The 20172-nt window shown below is 26.8% G+C and carries 18 protein-coding genes, 1 pseudogene and 1 other annotated feature; of the genes and pseudogenes, 14 read left to right on the forward strand and 5 right to left on the reverse strand.

From position 1 onward, the window contains the following. Positions 1 to 57: 57 nt before the first annotated feature. Entirely contained in the window at positions 58 to 609 is a 552-nt protein-coding gene (locus ACYUEW_RS12070; RefSeq protein ID WP_003487117.1) for a helix-turn-helix domain-containing protein, read from the reverse strand. Positions 610 to 845: 236 nt separating this feature from the next. Between ACYUEW_RS12070 and ACYUEW_RS12075 the strand changes: the two genes are divergently transcribed. Then, on the forward strand, positions 846 to 1433 hold the full coding sequence (locus ACYUEW_RS12075) for a hydrolase (protein WP_257413105.1): 588 nt from the start codon (positions 846 to 848) through the stop codon (positions 1431 to 1433). A 172-nt stretch (positions 1434 to 1605) separates the two neighbouring features. Here the strand turns inward: ACYUEW_RS12075 and ACYUEW_RS12080 are convergent, their stop codons facing one another. Genes ACYUEW_RS12080 through ACYUEW_RS12090 form a run of 3 tightly spaced genes read right to left on the reverse strand, consistent with a single transcriptional unit; the run spans position 1606 to position 4346 of the window. Continuing rightward, positions 1606 to 2220, reverse strand: coding sequence for a FlxA-like family protein (locus ACYUEW_RS12080; RefSeq protein WP_460276856.1), 615 nt, complete (start codon positions 2218 to 2220; stop codon positions 1606 to 1608). A 40-nt stretch (positions 2221 to 2260) separates the two neighbouring features. Next, positions 2261 to 3637, reverse strand: a complete 1377-nt coding sequence (locus ACYUEW_RS12085; RefSeq protein WP_257413107.1) for a sensor histidine kinase — start codon at positions 3635 to 3637, stop codon at positions 2261 to 2263. 1 nt (position 3638) lies between these two features. Continuing rightward, complete coding sequence (locus tag ACYUEW_RS12090; protein ID WP_043031752.1) at positions 3639 to 4346, reverse strand: LytR/AlgR family response regulator transcription factor; 708 nt, start codon at positions 4344 to 4346, stop codon at positions 3639 to 3641. Positions 4347 to 4672: 326 nt separating this feature from the next. Between ACYUEW_RS12090 and ACYUEW_RS12095 the strand changes: the two genes are divergently transcribed. The 13 genes and pseudogenes from ACYUEW_RS12095 (at position 4673) to ACYUEW_RS12155 (ending at position 19319) form a co-directional block, all read left to right on the forward strand. Continuing rightward, the gene (locus ACYUEW_RS12095) at positions 4673 to 5263 is read left to right on the forward strand and encodes a TetR/AcrR family transcriptional regulator (protein ID WP_460276857.1); all 591 of its coding nucleotides are present in this window, start codon (positions 4673 to 4675) and stop codon (positions 5261 to 5263) included. A gap of 282 nt (positions 5264 to 5545) precedes the next feature. Next, positions 5546 to 6245 (forward strand): annotated as a pseudogene (locus ACYUEW_RS12100) (ABC transporter ATP-binding protein). Between the two features lie 13 nt (positions 6246 to 6258). Further along, positions 6259 to 7098: a hypothetical protein gene (locus ACYUEW_RS12105; RefSeq protein WP_460276858.1), complete on the forward strand. Its 840-nt coding sequence runs from the start codon at positions 6259 to 6261 to the stop codon at positions 7096 to 7098. 487 nt (positions 7099 to 7585) lie between these two features. Further along, positions 7586 to 9214 (forward strand): family 14 glycosylhydrolase, encoded by a 1629-nt coding sequence (locus ACYUEW_RS12110; RefSeq protein WP_460276859.1) that lies wholly within the window; start codon positions 7586 to 7588, stop codon positions 9212 to 9214. Between the two features lie 128 nt (positions 9215 to 9342). Further along, positions 9343 to 9614: a binding site (T-box leader), on the forward strand. A 237-nt stretch (positions 9615 to 9851) separates the two neighbouring features. Continuing rightward, entirely contained in the window at positions 9852 to 11054 is a 1203-nt protein-coding gene (tyrS, locus tag ACYUEW_RS12115; RefSeq protein ID WP_265203968.1) for a tyrosine--tRNA ligase, read from the forward strand. Between the two features lie 288 nt (positions 11055 to 11342). Continuing rightward, positions 11343 to 12032 (forward strand): ABC transporter ATP-binding protein, encoded by a 690-nt coding sequence (locus ACYUEW_RS12120; protein WP_042385311.1) that lies wholly within the window; start codon positions 11343 to 11345, stop codon positions 12030 to 12032. Next, positions 12016 to 14487, forward strand: coding sequence for an ABC transporter permease (locus tag ACYUEW_RS12125; RefSeq protein WP_460276860.1), 2472 nt, complete (start codon positions 12016 to 12018; stop codon positions 14485 to 14487). The genes ACYUEW_RS12120 and ACYUEW_RS12125 overlap by 17 nt, the downstream gene beginning before the upstream one ends. A gap of 167 nt (positions 14488 to 14654) precedes the next feature. Beyond that, a complete protein-coding gene (locus ACYUEW_RS12130) occupies positions 14655 to 15332 on the forward strand; it encodes a response regulator transcription factor (RefSeq protein ID WP_043031756.1) in 678 nt (225 codons plus the stop codon). Continuing rightward, positions 15332 to 16345 carry a sensor histidine kinase gene (locus tag ACYUEW_RS12135; RefSeq protein WP_265202620.1) on the forward strand — a complete coding sequence of 338 codons (1014 nt, stop codon included), beginning with the start codon at positions 15332 to 15334 and terminating at the stop codon, positions 16343 to 16345. The genes ACYUEW_RS12130 and ACYUEW_RS12135 overlap by 1 nt, the downstream gene beginning before the upstream one ends. A 274-nt stretch (positions 16346 to 16619) precedes the next feature. After that, on the forward strand, positions 16620 to 16991 hold the full coding sequence (locus ACYUEW_RS12140) for a GntR family transcriptional regulator (RefSeq protein WP_043031758.1): 372 nt from the start codon (positions 16620 to 16622) through the stop codon (positions 16989 to 16991). Beyond that, positions 16984 to 17853, forward strand: a complete 870-nt coding sequence (locus tag ACYUEW_RS12145; protein ID WP_460276861.1) for an ATP-binding cassette domain-containing protein — start codon at positions 16984 to 16986, stop codon at positions 17851 to 17853. Before ACYUEW_RS12140 ends, ACYUEW_RS12145 begins: the two co-directional genes overlap by 8 nt. A 3-nt stretch (positions 17854 to 17856) precedes the next feature. Continuing rightward, the gene (locus ACYUEW_RS12150) at positions 17857 to 18606 is read left to right on the forward strand and encodes a hypothetical protein (protein ID WP_003487079.1); all 750 of its coding nucleotides are present in this window, start codon (positions 17857 to 17859) and stop codon (positions 18604 to 18606) included. Between the two features lie 257 nt (positions 18607 to 18863). Further along, a complete protein-coding gene (locus tag ACYUEW_RS12155; protein ID WP_003487076.1) occupies positions 18864 to 19319 on the forward strand; it encodes a GNAT family N-acetyltransferase in 456 nt (151 codons plus the stop codon). A gap of 246 nt (positions 19320 to 19565) precedes the next feature. Here ACYUEW_RS12155 and ACYUEW_RS12160 read toward each other — a convergent pair whose 3' ends face one another. Continuing rightward, the gene (locus tag ACYUEW_RS12160) at positions 19566 to 19934 is read right to left on the reverse strand and encodes a hypothetical protein (protein WP_042385307.1); all 369 of its coding nucleotides are present in this window, start codon (positions 19932 to 19934) and stop codon (positions 19566 to 19568) included. Positions 19935 to 20172: the final 238 nt, after the last annotated feature.

The following is a 20172-nucleotide window of genomic DNA, read 5'->3' on the forward strand; positions in this document are numbered from 1 at the left end:
ATTACTTTAGTGTTTCATTAAATTTATATGACCTACATAAAATATCCTGCCTAATAATTAGGCAGGATAAAAATTTGTTATTGTAGCTTTTAATGTTCCATTTCCACTATTGATATATACATGTTGATTAGATGCAGAAAAACTTATTGAATCATCAGGAGTTAGTTTATAAGTTTCATTGTTTACTTCTAATGTTAATTCACCTTCTAACACCATAATATATTCTTGGCATTTTTTAGAATGACCTATAGACTTATATGAACAACCTTCATCAATTTCAATTTGAAAAAGTTCAAAATTACGATAGGGTGTACTAGTATAGTAACAATATACTCGATAATGCCCTTCTTCAGTAAATTGAGCTTCAATATCCCTTTTCTTTATAACATAGGTATCATGTTCTTTTTGCTCAAGTAATGATGTATAAGGCACTTTCAATCCTTTAGCTATTTTCCATAAAGTATTTATAGTAGGATTAGTGTCACCTTTTTCAATTTGAGATAGCATGACTTTACTAATACCAGATAATTCAGCAAGTTGACCTAGACTTAAATTTCTTTCAGTACGAAGTGTTTTCAGGTTTTCAGCAATAATAGAATTTATATTCATTAGGGTATAACCTCCTATAATGGTATTGACAATTATAACTAACAAAAGTAAAATAAAACTAACGCTAAATATATTTAACGTTCGTAAACTATTATATAATAATTACTTAAATGAAACAAGAGAAATGAGAATAAATAGAAAAGTTTTGTTTTTGCATCTAAGGATAGGGAACTTAAGTATTTTAGTGAAGATTCATTTTTATTCATATTTTGTAATTTTTAAAGGAGGATATTATTATGATAACAAGGGAAGAAGCGTGGAATTTACTTAATGAATACAATAAAGAGGCATTTCATATTCAACATGCTTTAACAGTTGAAGGAACTATGAAATATTTTGCAGAAAAATTGGGATATGAAGATGAAGCAGAATTTTGGTCTATGGTTGGGTTGCTTCATGATTTAGATTTTGAAATCTATCCAGAACAGCATTGCATCAAAACTCAAGAAATTATGAGACAGCGAGGTCTTGATGAAAAATTAATAAGGGCAGCAGCTAGTCATGGATATGGACTTTGCTTAGGAGAACTTCCTAAACCAGAGCATCAGATGGAAAAAGTATTATTTGCAGTAGATGAACTTACAGGACTTATTGGTGCAGCTGCAAGAATGCGTCCATCTAAGAGTGTCATGGATATGGAACTTTCAAGCCTTAAGAAAAAATTTAAGGATAAGAAATTTGCAGCGGGATGTTCACGGGATGTAATTAAGCAAGGTGCAGAGATGCTTGGATGGGAGTTAAATAAATTGTTTGAAGAAACAATTTTAGCTATGCGTTCTTGTGAAGCATATGTTAATAATGAAATGGAAGTATATAATAATTAGTGTATATATTCATACTAAAGAAGTTTAGCTAAAAAATACAGTCTAAATTAAATTTTAAATATATATTTATATAAAGCTAAAAAGAGGTTATATATAGATTTGCTTAAATTAAAATCTATATATAACCTTATATTTTGGAGTATGGAGTTTGTGTATGGCAACTGTATTTTATTTAGGATAACACATTTGTTCCTAAATTAACTGAATTACTATTTTCTATTGTATTATATGCATCAATAGCATTTTTTAAATATTTCTGTCTCTTTTTTTCAGTAATGGATTTCGTAGAGTCAGAAGTATTAGGGTCATCAGGATTTTTTGAAATATTTTTTATCCTCTCCTCATTTATAACTCCAGTTTGAGTAGTGAAGTTTTTTAATAGTTTAAGAGAAGATTTATTTTTTCCATTATTAGAAGTAGGGTTAATCTTATCTTCAGTATCTTCTAGAGTAAAATTTGATTTCACATTATCAGAGTCGTTTGAAGCTTCCTGTATATTTTCACTTTGTTTTTTTATTTTTTCTATTTGCTTTTGCTGAATTTGAGCATCTAAAATCTGAATTTGATCTTTTAGGGGTCTGATCAATTCCTCCTTAGGTTTGGGTGGTGCAAAGTCATTTTTTATATTATCAATTTCTTTGTTTAAAGCAGCCTTCTTTTGCTGAAGACTTTGGATTTCTTTATCAATTTCTTTTTGCTCTGCTTCCATGTTTTTTGTGCAATCTTTACCGGTATTTTTCATAACTTGTTTTAACATTGGAGCAGAAGAAGTTGAATTAATTTTCATTTAAAACATCTCCTTTTTACAGTCGGTATATAAGGAATTATTAAGTTTCTTTTACTTTAAGCATAAGATTTAAAACGAATTTATTTTTTCCTTCTATAATATCTAAAATTCCATTATATTTTTCTACTATCATTTCTATATTAGAAATTCCTATACCATGGTTGATCTTATCATTTTTTTTAGTCACAATTTTATTCTTATTATACTGAATTTTATCTGTAGCACTGTTTGAAACCTCAATAATTAGGTATAGATCTCTAATATAAGAATTAACAGAAATTTCTTTGTGAATATTTCCATTTTTAATCCTCATACAAGCTTCCAGTGCATTATCTAAAGCATTGCCCAAAATGATACATAAATCTACAGAACTTAGTGTCAGACCCTCAGGTATTAGAAAATCACAGCTGAATTCAATACCTTCCAGTTTAGCAATATTATATTTTTCGTTTATAACTGCATCGGAAACAGCATTGCCTGTTTTTATCTTACAATCCAGCTTATTTATTGTTTGACCAAGAGTATCTAGATAGTTATTTATCTCTTCAATGTTTTTACTTTTAGCTAGATTTTTTAAGCAAATAAGATGGTTGTTCATATCATGCATTATTCTGCGAATACCACTATAAACACCCTCAAGATTTTTACTGTGATCAATTTGCAATTTAAATTGTTGTTCCATTAATAAGTTTTTTTGCTGAATTTCTTCTCCTTCAAGCATTTTCTTAAAGGTGTAGGCGGTGATAAGTATAGAAACTAATAAAGAAATACTTACCAGAGGCACAGCAGAATAAATTCCAGGAAAAATGGAAAATAAATAGTAGTCTTTATTGTCAACATGAATAGCTTGAACAAAATAGAAAATCAATATTAAACTATAAGTTGCCAAGCATGGAATAAGTAAATATAAGCTTTGATAGGTATTTACAGTTCTATCTTTGAAATTTAAAAATTTGCAAATATTTTTCAAAACCATAAAAAATAGAGCTAAATTTATAAGTTCACGACCAAGGTTTATTAGGCAAAGAAGAAAAAGGTCTCTTCCAGAACCTATATTTAAACTATTTATGTAGGAAGAAATATGAAAATCAAAGCTTAAAAAAGTAATATAAATAAGCAATAAAATTGCGTCTGGAACAATAGCAGCATAAAGTTTTATAAGAATATTTCCATAACACAAATAACATAAAAGTATAAACCAAAGCAGATCATTTACTATAATTCTAAAAGGATATTGTATTTTCAAAGTTAAAAAATTAAAAATAATAAGAAGAACTACGAAAAAAACAAACTTATAAATTTTTCCTTTAAAGCCTAAAAATTTATTTAAGAAATGGTATTGAATCCAATAGTGAAAAGGTAGAGCAAGGGTTGCAGATAAGAAACCTATTTTATCAATTAGTTCAATATTACCCATATTATAATCCCTCGCTTTTTAAATAGTACATAAAGGTCTTTGAAAAATCAGAGAACTTGTGTTTAGAAATATATATTTTTTCACCATTTTTTAAAGTTATAAATACAGCATCATAGCTTCGTACATACTTTAAATTTACAATATAGCTTTTATGACATCTGAAAAAGCTACAGTCTTTTAATTCATTTTCAACATCAGATAATTTTTGATAATATTCAATGACGTCATAAGTGGTATGAACCTTTATTTTTCTCAGTTGAGATTCTATATACAGTATATCTTTAATAAAAATTTTAGTGGATTTACTAATAGTTTTTGCAAGAATAAATTTATCTGTTCCTTGAAATTGTAATAAAGCAGAATATAGAACTTCTCTTAATTTTTTTTCTTTTACAGGTTTTAAAATGTAATGAAAAGCTCTTACATCAAAAGCTTCAAATACATATTCCTTAAGAACAGTTATAAATATAATGATTGCTTTTCCATTTGTTTCCCTAATTTTCTTTGCTGTTTCTATACCACTAAGTTTATCCATATATATATCTAAAAAGTACAAATCCATTTCTAACTTTGACTGTAGTAATTCTTCACCACTTTCATATTGATATATGAAGTAGTTTATATTTTTAAGTTTTAAGGCTTTTTCTATCATATTTATAAGTGGAATTCTTTGATGAACTTCATCATCGCAAATTGCTATTTTTAGCATAAGATCACCTCGGAAATAATTATAGCATATACTACCTCCTCTCCAGAAAATACAACAGGTTACCTAAGTTCTAATCAGTAAATTTACTATTTGGAGCAGTGTGTTTTTTATACAGTCATTATATCGAAAGCTATTTTTCTAAGTTCATGTAGATTGTAATAATATAACTTGAAAATGTAATAAGTGGATTTAATACTAATATAGGAGTAGAAAAAATAGACATGGAAATATTTATAAATTAAATTTACAGATATATTTACAAATGGGTAAATATATGATATTCTATGACTGTAAAAATAAAATAGTCACAGAGAAGAGGCAGGCTTATGGGTACAGCTTTTACAGATAATGAAAAAAATATAATAAAAACTAAATTAAAGGCTTGTGCAAGTAGTTGTATGAGTAAGTATGGTATAAAAAAAACTACTGTTGATGAATTAGTTAAAGAGGTTGGTATTTCTAAAGGAGCTTTCTATAAATTTTATGATTCTAAAGAATTGCTTTTCTTTGAGGTATTTGAGGATTATCATAGTGAAATATATGGAGCTGCACTTAATATTTTAATTACACGTACAGATTTAAGTGAAAGAGAGCGTATAGAAGAGGCTCTTCTTAAAGCTTGCAAACTTATGAAAGAATCTTCCATTATGTATATTGTGGAAAATGAACTGCAATATTTATTGAGAAAGATACCACCTGAAGTATTAGAAGATCACTTTCATAGCGATGATGTACACATAAAAGAACTCGTTAGAAAATCAGGAATTACTATAAATAAAAGTCCTGAATTTGTTTGTGCAGTTACCAAGGCTATTATGCTAACACTTTCTCATCAAAAAAATATTGGGGAAGAATATTATGATGGTGTACTAAAGTTACTAGTTAAAGGGGCTTGTCAGCAGCTATTAGAAGGATAAAGCAGTGAAAGATGAGGGGCAATTTTAAAAAAGAAAAATAAATTGCTCCTAATCATTGTAATAGGGAAAATAAAAAATTTAGGTTAAATAGTATAATTGATTGTATAGAATTAGTTTAAAAACTTATATGGAAGTATGCATTTATTAATAATGAGGGATAATTCTAATGTTGTGTTGATAATGAAAATCATTTTAATGCATTAAATATTTATAATATATTCATTTATAAATATTTAATTTAGTTTAAGTACATAAATATATTTGTTCAAAGGAGGTATAATAATGTTTTTAGATGTAAGAGATATTAAGAAAAGTTATGGTGGAGTAGAAAATTCAACTCAGATATTTAAATGGAATTAGTCTAGGGGTAGAGAGGGGACAAATGTGCGTTATTTTAGGTCCTAGCGGTTCAGGAAAATCAACGTTACTTAATACAATCGGAGGGTTAGACAGAGTAGATGAGGGCCAAATTGTTGTAGATGGGTTAGATATTAGTAAGTTAAAAAGTAAAGAATTATCACTTTACAGAAGAAATTACTTAGGGTTTATTTTTCAGTTTTATAATCTTGTACCTAATTTAACACTAAGGGAAAATATACAGGTATGTGAATATTTGTCAAAGGAATCACTAGATTTAGATGAATTATTAGAAGTATTAGGTATAAAAGAACATAAAAATAAGTTTCCATCCCAATTATCCGGTGGACAACAACAACGTTGTGCTATAGCAAGAGCCTTAATAAAAAACCCCAAGTTATTATTATGTGATGAACCTACAGGTGCTCTAGATTATAAGACCTCCAAAGAAATCTTAATATTACTAGAGAAGATTAATAAAAAATACGGTACCACAATACTTATTGTTACACATAATACAGTTATTAAAGATATGGTTCATAAAGTTATAAAGATTAAAGATGGACAAATTAGTAATGAATATGTAAATGAAAATCTAATACCAGCAATAGAATTACAGTGGTAGAGGAGTTAAAAATATGATTTTAAATAAAAGAATAAAGAGGGAATTAAAAAATAATATTTTTAGATATGGGGCTTTGTTTTTTATGCTCATATTAGGAATATCTATGGTTATTGGTACGTCAGCGGCTACAGACTCAGTAATTAATACTATAAAAGAATGTAACAAAAATAATAATATTGAAAATGGGGAATTTTCAGTATTTGTACCATTATCAGGAAAAGATAAGGAATATCTTAAGAGAAAAGGAGTTCAAATAGAAGAAAATTTTTATATGGATTTTGATTTAGATAATAGTTCTACTCTTAGAGTATTTAAAAATAGAAGGGGAATAAATTTAGTTCAGTTAAATGAGGGTAAACTAGCAGTAAAGGATAATGAAATAGTTTTAGAAAAACATTATGCAAAAAAGTATAATTATAGTGTGAATGATATTATTAGAATAGCAGATAAAAAATATATTGTAACAGGTATTGGCACGGCTCCAGATTATAATTTAGTTATGGCCAATCCTTCAGATATATCTTCCAATATAGAGAAGTTTAGTATTTCTTTTGTAAGTGAAAAAGCATATAATACTTTAAAATCTAGTGGTAGGTTTAAATCCAGCGAAGAATATTGTTATAGTTATATTTTAAAAGGTGAAATGACAGATAAAGAATTAAAAGATGGAGCCAATAAATTAGAAGGTGGAGCTATAAAGCTAAGGGATGGATTAGAAAATCTCAGTGATGGAGCAGGCGTCTTATCTGGATCTATGGGAGAGTTAAGATCAGGAATCGATGATATAAAATCAGGTACAGCATCCCTAAAAAGGGGAAGTGAATCTTTAGAAGGAGGAATATATTATCCATAATAAAAAGCACTTTTTATTATGTCAAAGAATATTATTGATATTAAATAGGAAAAGAATATGATAAATATATTGTATTCTATAATTTAGAATATTTTTAAATGCATCTTGCAAACTATTAAATTTTAATATATTATTAACTTAAAGATTTAAATGTTATATATATCCATATTTGTTGTTATATTTAAATATAACAACAAAATGTGAATTTATTATTATATAAGTAATTTTCTGAATTTTTAGAATTTATATTAAGAAGAATCAAAATAACTTATCTTAATTAAGAAAGGAGAATATAGGGGGATTTTAAATACTGTTAAAGAAAGTTTTTTTTGTCTTTTTGCGCAAACGATTTCACTATATGTATTAGTTATTATATTTTTTTATTAATAGAGATACAATTATATAATTTAGACCTCACAATATAATGAACTTTCTTCTAACAAATAATGCTTAAACCATTTATATAAAAATTAAAGGAGGAATTTTCATGTATTATGGTAATAAAATTTTAAAAAAATATGGAAGTTTTATTTTATCTTTAGTATTAGCTTTTACTTTAAGTCTGTGTTTTACATTTAAAGCTTTTGCAGCAAATATGAGACCTGATTATAAATGTTGTGTAATGGGACCATTAGAGAAAGTAGATAATTGGAATGATTTTAAGAAGCAACTAATAACTCTTAAAAATAATGGGGTTTACGCTATTACTACAGATGTGTGGTGGGGATATGTTGAAAGTGCAGGTGATAATAAGTTTGACTGGAGTTACTATAAAACTTATGGAGATACTGTTCGTGCCGCAGGATTAAAGTGGATACCTATTATATCAACTCATGAATGTGGTAGTAATGTAGGTGATTCTGTAAATATACCTTTGCCTTCATGGTTATGGGCAAAAGATACTGCTGATAACATGCAATTTAAGGATGAAAATGGAGTTTATAACAAAGAGACTCTTAGTCCATGGTGGTCTGATACAGCTAAACAGTATGATGAGCTTTATGAATCATTTGCTTCAAATTTTAGTTCATATAAAGATATTATAGCAAAAATATATCTTTCATCTGGACCAGCAGGTGAATTAAGATTTCCATCTTATAATCCATCAACAGGGTGGTCTCGTGGATTTTTACAATGTTATACTAAAGCAGCTAAATTAGATTTCCAAAATGCTATGAAAAATAAATATAATACTATATCTAGACTTAATAGTAAATGGGGAACAAGCTTAAAGAATTTCGAAGAAATCAATCCTCCAACAGACGGAGACAATTTTTTTATAAATGGTTATAAAACAACATATGGCAATGATTTCTTAACTTGGTATCAAAGTGTGCTTATAAAACATTTATCAAATATAGCAACTAAAGCGCATAATCGTTTTGATTCAGTTTTTGGTGTTACAATAGGAGCAAAAGTATCAGGTGTTCACTGGTTAATGAACAGTCCAAATATGCCACATGCTGCAGAGTATTGTACAGGCTATTATAATTATAGTACTTTGCTTGATCAGTTTAAAAAATCAAATTTAGATTTAACATTTACATGTCTTGAAAGGGAGGATTCAAATCCATATAATTATCCTTATTCAGCACCAAAAAGTCTTGTTATAAACATTGCAAACTTGGCTAGAGAAAAAGGTATAAAATATTTTGGAGAGAACGCATCAGATATTTATAATAATAAAAAAGCATATGAAAATTGTGCTGAAATGTTATTTAATTATGATTTTTCAGGGTTTACACTTTTAAGACTTAAAAATATAGTTAATTATGATGGAACACCTACCGCTGAAATGTCTCCTTTTGCGGATATTTTAGCCATTAAGCCAGTTCCTGTAACATTTACAGTAAATAATGTTAATTTAGAAAGCGACGAGAATTTATATTTAACTGGAAGTAGATGGGAGATGGCTAATTGGAGTACGGAATTTTATCCTTTACAATTTAAAAATAATAATGGAAGTTATACAATTACCACATATCTTGCTGAAGGTCATAATTACGAATTTAAAGCGATAAAGAAAAATAATAATGGAAATGTAATATGGCAAGGTGGTTACAATCAGTTTTATAATGTTCCAAAAGGTGGAGATTCCCATACTTGGAGTTGGTAAAATATAAATGTATTATTTAATTGAAATATGTACAAAATAGATAAAACAATTTAATTATTGTAAAATAATTTCAATTCTAGTGTTGACAGTAAATTTAAATCATGATATAATTCACTCAAAATATTAAATTAAAAGCTGTGATGAGAAGAAGTAAAAATATAAATTCTTTTAAAGAGAGCTTCTGGTTGGTGAAAAGAAGAAAAGAAAGATATTTTGAATACATCTCTGAGCGGAGCACCGAATCCTTATTTAAGGTAGTAGATTGTTTTCGGAATCCCTGCACCCGTTATAGTGCTAGAGTATAGAAACTATGTTTAGTTTAGTACTTGAAAAGGTTAGATATGGTGACATATCTAATAAAACGAGGTGGTACCACGTGAGTATAACTCCCGTCCTCTAGTTAAGCTAGAGACGGGATTTTTTGCATTTAAAATAAAATTTAATTAGTTGAAAATAACAACACTAATTGAATTTTCATGTATTTTTAAAATATTAATTTTAATAAATAAAAAGTTAAAAAATAATTTATATAAATAAGCGCTTAGAAAATTATGATTTAAATCTAAAAATAATAAAATAATTACCATATGCATATGGCCTTACAAAAAAATATTATAATTTTAGGGAGGCTATAAAAATGAAAAGTATAGAAGAACAAATAAAAATAATATCTAAAGGTGTAGATGAGATTATAAATGTAGAGGATTTAAAAAGTAAATTAGAAAAATCACAAAAGACAGGAAAACCTCTGACAGTTAAATTAGGATTAGATCCTACAGCACCTGATATTCATATAGGTCATTCAGTGGTTTTAAGAAAAATAAGACAACTGCAAGACTTAGGACATAGAGCAGTTATAATAATAGGAGATTTTACAGGAAGAATAGGAGATCCAACAGGAAAGTCTAAAACTAGAAAACCATTGACACAAGAAGAAGTTATGTTTAATGCTAAAACCTACGAAGAACAAATATTTAAAATAATAGATAAAGATAAGACTGATTTAAAATTTAATAGCGAATGGTTAGGTAAACTATCTTTAAGAGATACTATAGAGTTAACTTCAAAATATACAGTGGCTAGAATGCTTGAAAGAGAAGATTTTAAAAAGAGATTTGAAAGTCACTCTAGTATAGGAATACACGAATTCTTTTACCCATTATTACAAGCTTTTGATTCTGTTACTCTAAAGGCAGATATAGAGTTAGGGGGAACAGACCAAAGATTTAACCTTCTTATGGGAAGAACTATACAAAAGGATTTTGATCAAGAAAGCCAAGTAGCTATTCTTATGCCATTATTAGAAGGAACAGATGGAAAAGATAAAATGAGCAAAAGTTTAGGAAACTATATAGGAATAAATGAAGATGCTAATGATATATATGGAAAAGTTATGTCTATACCAGACGAAATGATAGTTAAATACTATGAATTAGCTACAGACATACATCCAGATGAAGTAGCGAAAATAAAAACAAAATTAGAAAAGGAAAATGTTAATCCAAGAGATGTTAAAATGGAATTAGCTAAAGAAATAGTAAGACTATACCATGGAGAAGAAGCATCTATAAAAGCAGAAGAAAATTTCAAAAATATATTCCAACAAGGAAATATGCCAGAAGATATAGATACGTTAGAAGCAAATTTAGATGAAACAAATATAGTAGATTTAATAGTTAAAGCAGAATTTGCTCCTAGTAAAAACGAAGCTAGAAGATTAGTAAAACAAGGAGCAGTAAAAGTAAATGGAGAAAAAGTAGATGAAGAATGTAAAGTAAAAAATGAAGATATACTTCAAGTAGGAAAGAAGAAATTCATAAAAATATTAAATCAAAAGTAATTTAATAAAATTTATAAAAAATCTGTGTAATTTCCAATAACAATGGAATGTACGCAGATTTTTTATTTTAATCTTGTCACTAAATTGTAAGATGTGTAATTTATAATTTACATTATAGTATAAACAGAGTTCTCGGATTTAGGGGGAGCTTTTACTCCCACTAAAACTTAGAAATCATTATCCAGAGATGTAGCTGCTCTTTACTCTTAACTTTCAGAAGATGGGAGTACTAGAGCGGGTAGTCATGGGATAAAATTAGAATTTTAATTTGTTAAGGGGATGATTTTAATGAGTATATTAAAAGCTATAGATCTTAAAAAATACTATGGAGAAGGGGCTAATAGAGTAAAAGCGTTAGATGGGGTTAATATTGAAGCGAATGAAGGTGAGTTTGTAGCCATTGTAGGCACATCTGGAAGTGGTAAAAGTACTCTTTTGCATATGTTAGGTGGACTTGATAGGTCAACTGGTGGAAATGTAATTATAAGTAATAAAAATATATTTGCAATGAGTGATGATGAACTTACAGTATTTAGACGCAGAAATATAGGTTTTGTATTTCAAAATTATAATCTTGTACCCATATTAAATGTATACGAAAATATTATACTCCCAATAGAGCTTGATGGAGGAAAAATTGATAAAGAATATATAGATAATATTATAAAAGTTTTAGGTTTAAGTAGTAAGATTAATAATATGCCTAATAATCTTTCAGGAGGTCAGCAGCAACGTGTTGCAATATCAAGAGCATTAGCCACAAAGCCATCTATAATACTGGCGGATGAACCTACGGGAAACCTTGATAGCAAAACCAGTATGGAGGTTATGGGACTTTTGAAAATGACAAGCAAAAAGTTTAATCAAACAATAGTTATGATAACTCATAATGAAGAAATTGCACAACTTGCTGACAGAACAATTCATATTGAGGATGGTAAGATTGTTGGGGGTGTCTCCTATGAAATTTCAAAATAATAATAAAGCTATTATAAAAAAGCTTACTAAAAATAGTATAAAAGCTAATAAAATCAGAAATATATTTGCAATTATTGCAATAGCTATAACAACTATATTATTTACGTCTTTGTTTACTATAGGCATGGGAATGAAAAATTCAATTGAACAGCAAACCATGAGACAAGTAGGAGGATGTGCTCATGGAACTTATAAATATATAACACAAGATCAACTTGATAAAATTAAAAAACATCCTTCCATAAAAGAACTTGGATATTCTGTTATGTTAAATTCAGCGGAAAATATAGAATTGTTGAAGCATTATACTGAAATTAGATATGCTACAGATACCCAAGCAAAAATGTTTTTTTCTAGTCCAACAAAAGGAAAGATGCCTGAAAAGGAAAATGAAATAGCAACAGACACAGCTGTTCTTGACTTGCTAGGAGTGCAGCATAAAATAGGAGAAAAGGTTAGAGTAGAATATTATATTGATAAAGAAAAATTTTCTAAAGAATTCATTTTATCAGGTTTTTGGCAACATGATGAGGTTATGCCTGCCAGCATGATGTTTGTATCTAAACAATTTATTGATAAAAATATTGGAGATAGAATTAATAAACTTCATAAGCCAGGAGAATATGTGGGAACTATAAATGCAGATGTTATGTTTAAAAATAGTAAAAATATTGAGGAAAAAATGAAAAAGGTTATAGCTGACAGTGGTTTTAGCTTCGATAAATCACCTAATTCCATTGCTTTTGGAGTAAATTGGGCTTATTTAAGTACAAACAATGATAAAGATTCATCCATTATAATTGCAGGTGTTGGAGCGCTTTTATTAATTATTTTTACAGGATATTTGATAATATATAATATTTTTCAGATATCTGTAATCAAGGATATTCGTTTTTATGGATTGCTTAAAACAGTTGGTACCTCTTCAAAACAAATAAAAAAACTTATAAAAAATCAAGCACTGTTGCTATCTGTTATAGGAATTCCAATTGGTCTTATCTTGGGTTATATAATTGGAAATGTGCTTTTACCTATTATTATAAGCACAAGTAATATTAAAACAAGTTATATATCCTTTAGTCCTATTATTTTTATTGGATCTGCAGTATTTGCAATTATTACAGTACTAATAAGTTGTAGAAAACCTGGTAAAATTGCAGCAAAGGTTTCTCCAGTAGAAGCAACAAGATATGTAGATGCTACTGTTAAATTTAAAAAAGAGAAAAGGTCTTCAAATGGTGGCAAGATTTATAATATGGCTAAATACAATATGCTAAGAAATAAGAAGAAAACTATTTTGGTAGTTATTTCAATATCCTTAAGTTTAATAATTCTTAACTCAGTAGTTACTTTTGTAAAAGGTTTTAGTATGGATAAATTTATAGAACATGAGATAGCAGCTGATTTTATAGTAGCTAATGCTAATTATTTTAGTATGAATAAGCATTTTACAACGGAAAATGATGTTATATCTGAAGAAATGATTAGTAATATAAATAAACTTGACGGAATTAAAGGGGGAGGAAAAATTTATTATAATGTAGAACCTAGTAGCATAATTTTTAATGGCAAAAAATCACCTTTACAATTGTATGGTATGGATGATTTCCCTTTATCTAAATTAAATGTAGTTGAAGGTAAAATAGATTTAGAAAAATTTAAAACAGGTAAGTATATTATTGAAAATCTAGGTTCAGATGATAATGGGAGAGTCAGGACTGAAGAAAGTAAATGCAAAATAGGGGATAAGGTTACTGTAAAACTAGAAAATAATGTAACTAAACAATATGAAGTTATGGCAAAAGCAGAACTTAAATACAAAATGTCTGTTAGATATTCAGGTAAAGATGAGGCAGAAATATGTATTCCATCATCAGAATTAAAAAAAGAAATAAAAAAACCATTAACAATGTCTTATGTGTTTGATGTAGATGATAAATATGTAGACAAAACAGAAAAATTTTTAAATGACTATACTAAAACTATTGAACCACAAATGAATTATGAATCAAAACAAAAATATGAAAATGAGTTTAAAAAATTAGAAAATATGTTTTTATTAGTAGGTGGTGTTACTAGTTTAATAATTGGAGCAATTGGAATATTAAATTTTATAAACGCTATACTTACAAGTATAATATCAAGAAGAAGAGAATTTGCAATGTTACAAAGTATAGGTATGACTAATAAACAACTAAATAAGATGCTAATATTAGAGGGAGTTTTCTATGCTTTAGGATCAATAGTTACATCTATAATATTAGGTAGTATAGCATCTTTAACAATTGTCAAAACAATTGGAAGAAGTTTATGGTTTTTTAAATATAAATTTATATTAACTCCAATTTTAATTTCATCACCAATCTTAGTTTTAATATCAATATTAGTTCCTTTTGTTATATATGTAAATGTAAATAATCAAACTATTGTTGAAAGATTAAGAGAATCAGAATAAGTATTAATATTAAGAGAGTGCCTCAAAATAGATCATATTTTCAGACACTCTCTTAATTTCATGGTATAATATGGATAAATAAAATTAGTAAATAGAAAAATTAAATGATTAAAATGAGATAGATTAAGTTTTTATAAGTTTAATTTGTTTACTATAGGGGTGATTTTGTGACTAATATATTAATAATAGAAGATGACAGACTTTTAAATAGAGGTATAAAATATGTACTGATGAAAGATAAATATAATGTTATTAGCTCTTATAGTTATGATGAGGGATATAATGAATTTTTGAATAATAATATCGATCTAATATTACTTGATATAAAACTGATGCATAAAAGTGGGCTAAAGCTTTGCGGAGAAATTCGTAAGATTTCAGAGGTGCCTATAATTTTTATAACAGCTAATGATACGGATCAAGATATGGTAGAGGGTTTTAAAAAAGGATGTGATGACTATATAGCAAAGCCATTTTCTATGGAAATTTTAAGGCAAAGAATTAAGGCAGTATTAAAAAGAACTAATATACAAGATAAAAATACGTTTAAGTATAAAGACATAACTATTGATTATAACATGATGATTTTAAAAAAAGGTGAAAAAATAATAAAGTTAACTACAACAGAATATAAGATCATAGAATTACTCACTAAAAATAAAAATCAGGTTATGCCTCGAAAAATAATATTAGAAAAATTATGGGATGCTAATGGTAATTTTGTAGATGAAAATGCATTAAGTGTAAATATTCGTAGACTCAGACAAAAGATAGAGGACAACCCTAAAAAACCTAAGTATATAATTACTATATTTGGAACTGGATATACATGGGGTGAGATTTAATGAAATTTAATTTTAAAATAGCTTTGTATTTTTTTATGATAGTGTTTTGCTGTATTTTGTTTGATTTATATGCATGGTTTAAATATAAAAATATAAATTTTATGATGTTGATTACAATATTCTCAATTCTAATGATAATGTTATCTATAATACTTATATATGTTTTAAAGAAATACATGGAACATATTCTAATACAACTTTCAGAGGTTATTGAATCTATTACAGACATGAATGAGAATGAAGTTTTTTCTGTTTTAAATGATGATATGTTATCAAAACTTCAATCTCAGGTTATTAAATTGACTAATATACTGAAAGCGCAAAATAGAAGAATAAAATATGAGAGAGATGAGATAAAATCCTTAATTTCAGATATTTCACATCAACTAAAAACTCCTTTGTCAAATTTAAAACTGTATTATGAGATTTTACAAGATACTTCAATTTCTAAAGAGGAATATGATGAGTTTAATTTTAATATGAAAAGTCAGATTGAAAAGCTAAGTTTTTTGCTTGAAAGTATGATCAAAATGTCACGGCTTGAAAGTGGTATAATTAAACTAACCCCTAATAAAGCAAGCATAAATAATGTTTGTTTAATTGCAATAAAGCAAGTATATAAAAAAGCAAAAGATAAAAATATAGAAATTAGGTTTAATGTTGCAGAAGATATTGTTTTAAATATCGATAAAAATTGGACTACAGAAGCTATTTTTAACATTATAGACAATGCTGTGAAATATACAAACAATAATGGAACTATTGTAGTTGATAGTATAAAATATGAAATATTTGCAAGAATAGATATAAAAGATAATGGGATAGGCATAGATGAGAAAGAAATAAATAGCATTTTTAAAAGATTTTATAGGGGACAAGGCAGTGAAAATGAGGAAGGGGTAGGTATAGGATTATATTTATCAAGACAAATTATAGAAAAACAAAATGGATATATTAAAGTAAAATCCAAACTTCAAAAGGGATCTATTTTTTCAATATTCATACCATGTTAAGGATTTGAATATAACGCATAAATTGTTTAAAAAGGAATTATGATTTAAAATTAAAAAATTGTATACAAGAAGATTTAAATTCCTATGGTTATGAGATCATAGTTTTAGAAGAATTTGATAATGTATTAGAAAATTATTAAAAAAATCCTCAATAGAAAGGGATTTTTTTATTTTAAAGCAATATAACTATTTAGGTAGGTGTTGACATTTTATAAAGAAGGTTATATAGTTAGTTACATAGGTAACTAACTAGTTATGTAGCGAGGTGATAATAATGAATTTAAATTTTAATGAGCATATTACGATATACCAGCAAATAGCTAATGCCATTGAGGATGGAATATTAAAAGGAATTTATGAAGAAGAAAGCCAAATTCCCTCCACAACAGAAATTTCAGTAACTTACAAAATAAATCCAGCTACAGTAAGGAAAGGATTCAATTTGTTAGTAAGTGAAGAAATAATTTATAAGAAAAGAGGGTTAGGAATGTTTGTTTGTAGTGGCGCAAAGGAAAAGTTAAAAGAAAAAAGAAAAAATAATTTTTTTGAAAGTTATATATTGAGCCTTGTAGATGAGGCTAAAAGGTTAGGAATAACTATAGATGAAATAATGGATATGATAAAAGGGGGTTATAAAAATGAGTAATATATTAATAAAGAATGTTACTAAATCATATCAAGGAAAAGAAGTCCTCTCAGATATCTCTATTAATATAGAAATTGGTAAAATATATGGACTTCTTGGAAGAAATGGAGCAGGAAAAACGACTCTTTTACATCTTATGACTAATAGAGGGATATTAGATAGTGGAGAGATTTTAATAGATGAAGAAAGCATTTGTGAAAATGATAAGGCACTTTCTAAAATTTATTTTATGGAAGAAAAAAATCTTTTCCCTGAAACAATGAAAATAGTAGATGTTTTTAAGTGGACAAAAGAATTTTATGAAGACTTTGATATGGAATATGCTATTAAACTAAGTAGAATGTTTAATTTAAATATAAAGAAAAAAGTAAAAAATTTATCAACAGGATATAAATCAATAAGTAAAATTATTGCCACATTAGCTTCAGGTGCAGAAATTTTAATTTTTGATGAACCTATTTTAGGACTAGATGCTAATCATAGAGAACTTTTTTATAAAGAGTTATTAAAGGTTTATGATGACGGGGAAAAAACAATCATAATATCAACTCATATAATAGAAGAAATTTCTCACCTTTTAGAAAAAGTAATTATATTAAAAGAAGGTAAAATAATAGAAAATGATTCTGTTGAAAATATACTTAATTTAGCTTATGCAGTTTCAGGTAGTAATGATGCTGTAGATAAATATATAACATCTAAAAATACAATAGATATAGAAACTTTAGGTTCATATAAAAAAGCCACAATTTTACAAGAAAGAACTAAAGAAGATTTAGATAATATAAAGAAACTGGAATTAGAAATTAGCACAGTAGAACTTCAAAAATTGTTTATATATTTAACAAATATGGGGGAGTAATAAATGGAAAAGAGTAATAAGATATGTAAAATTCAATTAAAGACTTCTATAAAATCTATAGTTACTTATTATAGTATATTAATAGGGTTATTAATATTAACATTAATACAAAAATTTATGTTTACAGATTATAATACTCAGGTAAATGGTATAGATTCAGCAACAGTAATTTTTATATTTATAGTGGCATTAAATTCATTTAAATCTTCTTTTTATTTTTCACAAGGGAATAATATTTCAAGAAAGAGTTTTTATTGGGGAAATATAAAGTACGGTATAATAATATCAGCAGTTTTGGTTTTCGTTGATGTAATTATAAATAGAGTATACAATATTTTTATGAGGTGTCCTACTATTTTTGATATGATTTATGGACAAATAACATATTGTGTAAATGCTTCTTGGGAATTGACATTAGATCATAGTGTTTCAAATTTATTGGGAACTTGTGTATGGACTTTTGTATTATATGTATTTGTATTTATGATGGGTCTATTAATAACTATGATTTATTTTAGATTAAATAAATTAGGTCAAATAATAATATCTTGTATTCCAATAATATTAATTATATTTGTAAATAATTTTCCTTATGATATTTATAACAAAGTGTGCATATTTATTGAAAATGCTTTTGGAATTAGTGAAAATCCAAATCCATATATAACAATTCTAACATTTAGTATACTAAGCATTTTAGTAATGGGAGTACAATATTTATTAATTAAAAAAGCAGTTACGGATAAAATTTAATCATAAAAATAAAAATGGAGATTCCCATTTATGGCCATTTTTTAATTAAAGTTTCCTAAAAGTTTAAAGAAATAGCAAGTTTGAAAAATAGTTTTCTAGCAAAGGTGACTAGGAATTTTATAGGAAAACAAAATATTAGACATAAAGGAACTCTAGGTGATAAAATAGTTGTAGTAAAAACATTATATTTTAATATGTTAAAAAATCAATGTTAATATAACTTAACAGAACTAATTTTTGTATAAGGAGATTAATTTATGAGTTTCAAAATAAAAAAGTTTAATGAATTGAGCGTAGAAGAAATATATGAAATACTAAAAATAAGAAATGAAGTTTTTATTGTAGAACAGGAATGCCCTTATGAAGATTGTGATGGTAAAGATAAAAATGCATATCATTTGTTTTATATGGAAGAAGGAAAGGTTATTTCTTATTTAAGAATATTAGAAAAAGGCTTATCTTATGATGAAATATCTATAGGAAGGGTTTTAGTGGATAAGGATTATCGTGGTAAAGGTTTGGCAAGAAAGTCTATTTTACAAGCCATAGATTTTATACAGAATAATTTAAAAGAAAACTCTATAAGAATCTCAGCACAACATTATTTAATGGATTTTTATAAAAGCTTTGGATTTAAACCGGTATCAGAGGTTTATTTGGAGGATAATATTCCACATATAGAGATGTTATATAAAAAGGATATATCTATATAATTATTAAAATTATTTTTATATCAAGAGTTGTAGAGTAAGTTTTTTATAAGGAATTCTTTTTTATGTAATTTTTATAGCAATCTATTGGAGGATAAAGAAAACAATGAATCTAAATTTGCTAATGTGAGAGTGTTAAGCTGAATATTGTGATATAAAAAATTAAGCTTCAAAAGAGTTAAAACTCTTGTAGAAGCTTAAATTTTTTTTGTGAAAAATTAGAATTATATTAATAAAATTAAATTTTAATTAATAACATTGAAAACTATCTATTCTATTTAAGTCAATTCCAGCATAAGCCCAATTATATCCAGTCCACTTCCATCCAGATATAGATTTGTTCCCTACATATACAATCCACATCCAGAAAGGTTTTCCTCTAGAAGGCCAAATATAAGTAAATTTATATCTACAGAATCTTATAGAACCAGGATCAACAGCTTTAACATTAGGCCCACTTTTACTAGGCTTAGTTGGAGGAATGTTTGGAGGTGGTGTAGATGGAGGTCCTCCTTGAGGAGAAAAACCACCTGGCGGTGTCATAAAAGGTGGCATTGGAGGAGGAGCTGGCCCTCTCATGTAATTATCATAATAAAAGTAATAAAAATAAGGATACATCATATTAACTCCTATAAAATTATTTACAATATTAATGTATTCTAAATTAAAAAAAATGCTAACAGATACTTTAAAATTAAAAACTAACATAAAAGTGAAAAGTATATATTTTAATAAAGGCATAATATAATAAGTTTAGTATTCACTAATATGTATTTGAAAGAATAGTATATAGAGGGGTAAAAAATTAGAAATATTTATAGAAACAATAAAATTAAAAAAGTTGATTTTAGTAACA

Source organism: Clostridium sp. CTA-1 (assembly GCF_054768215.1).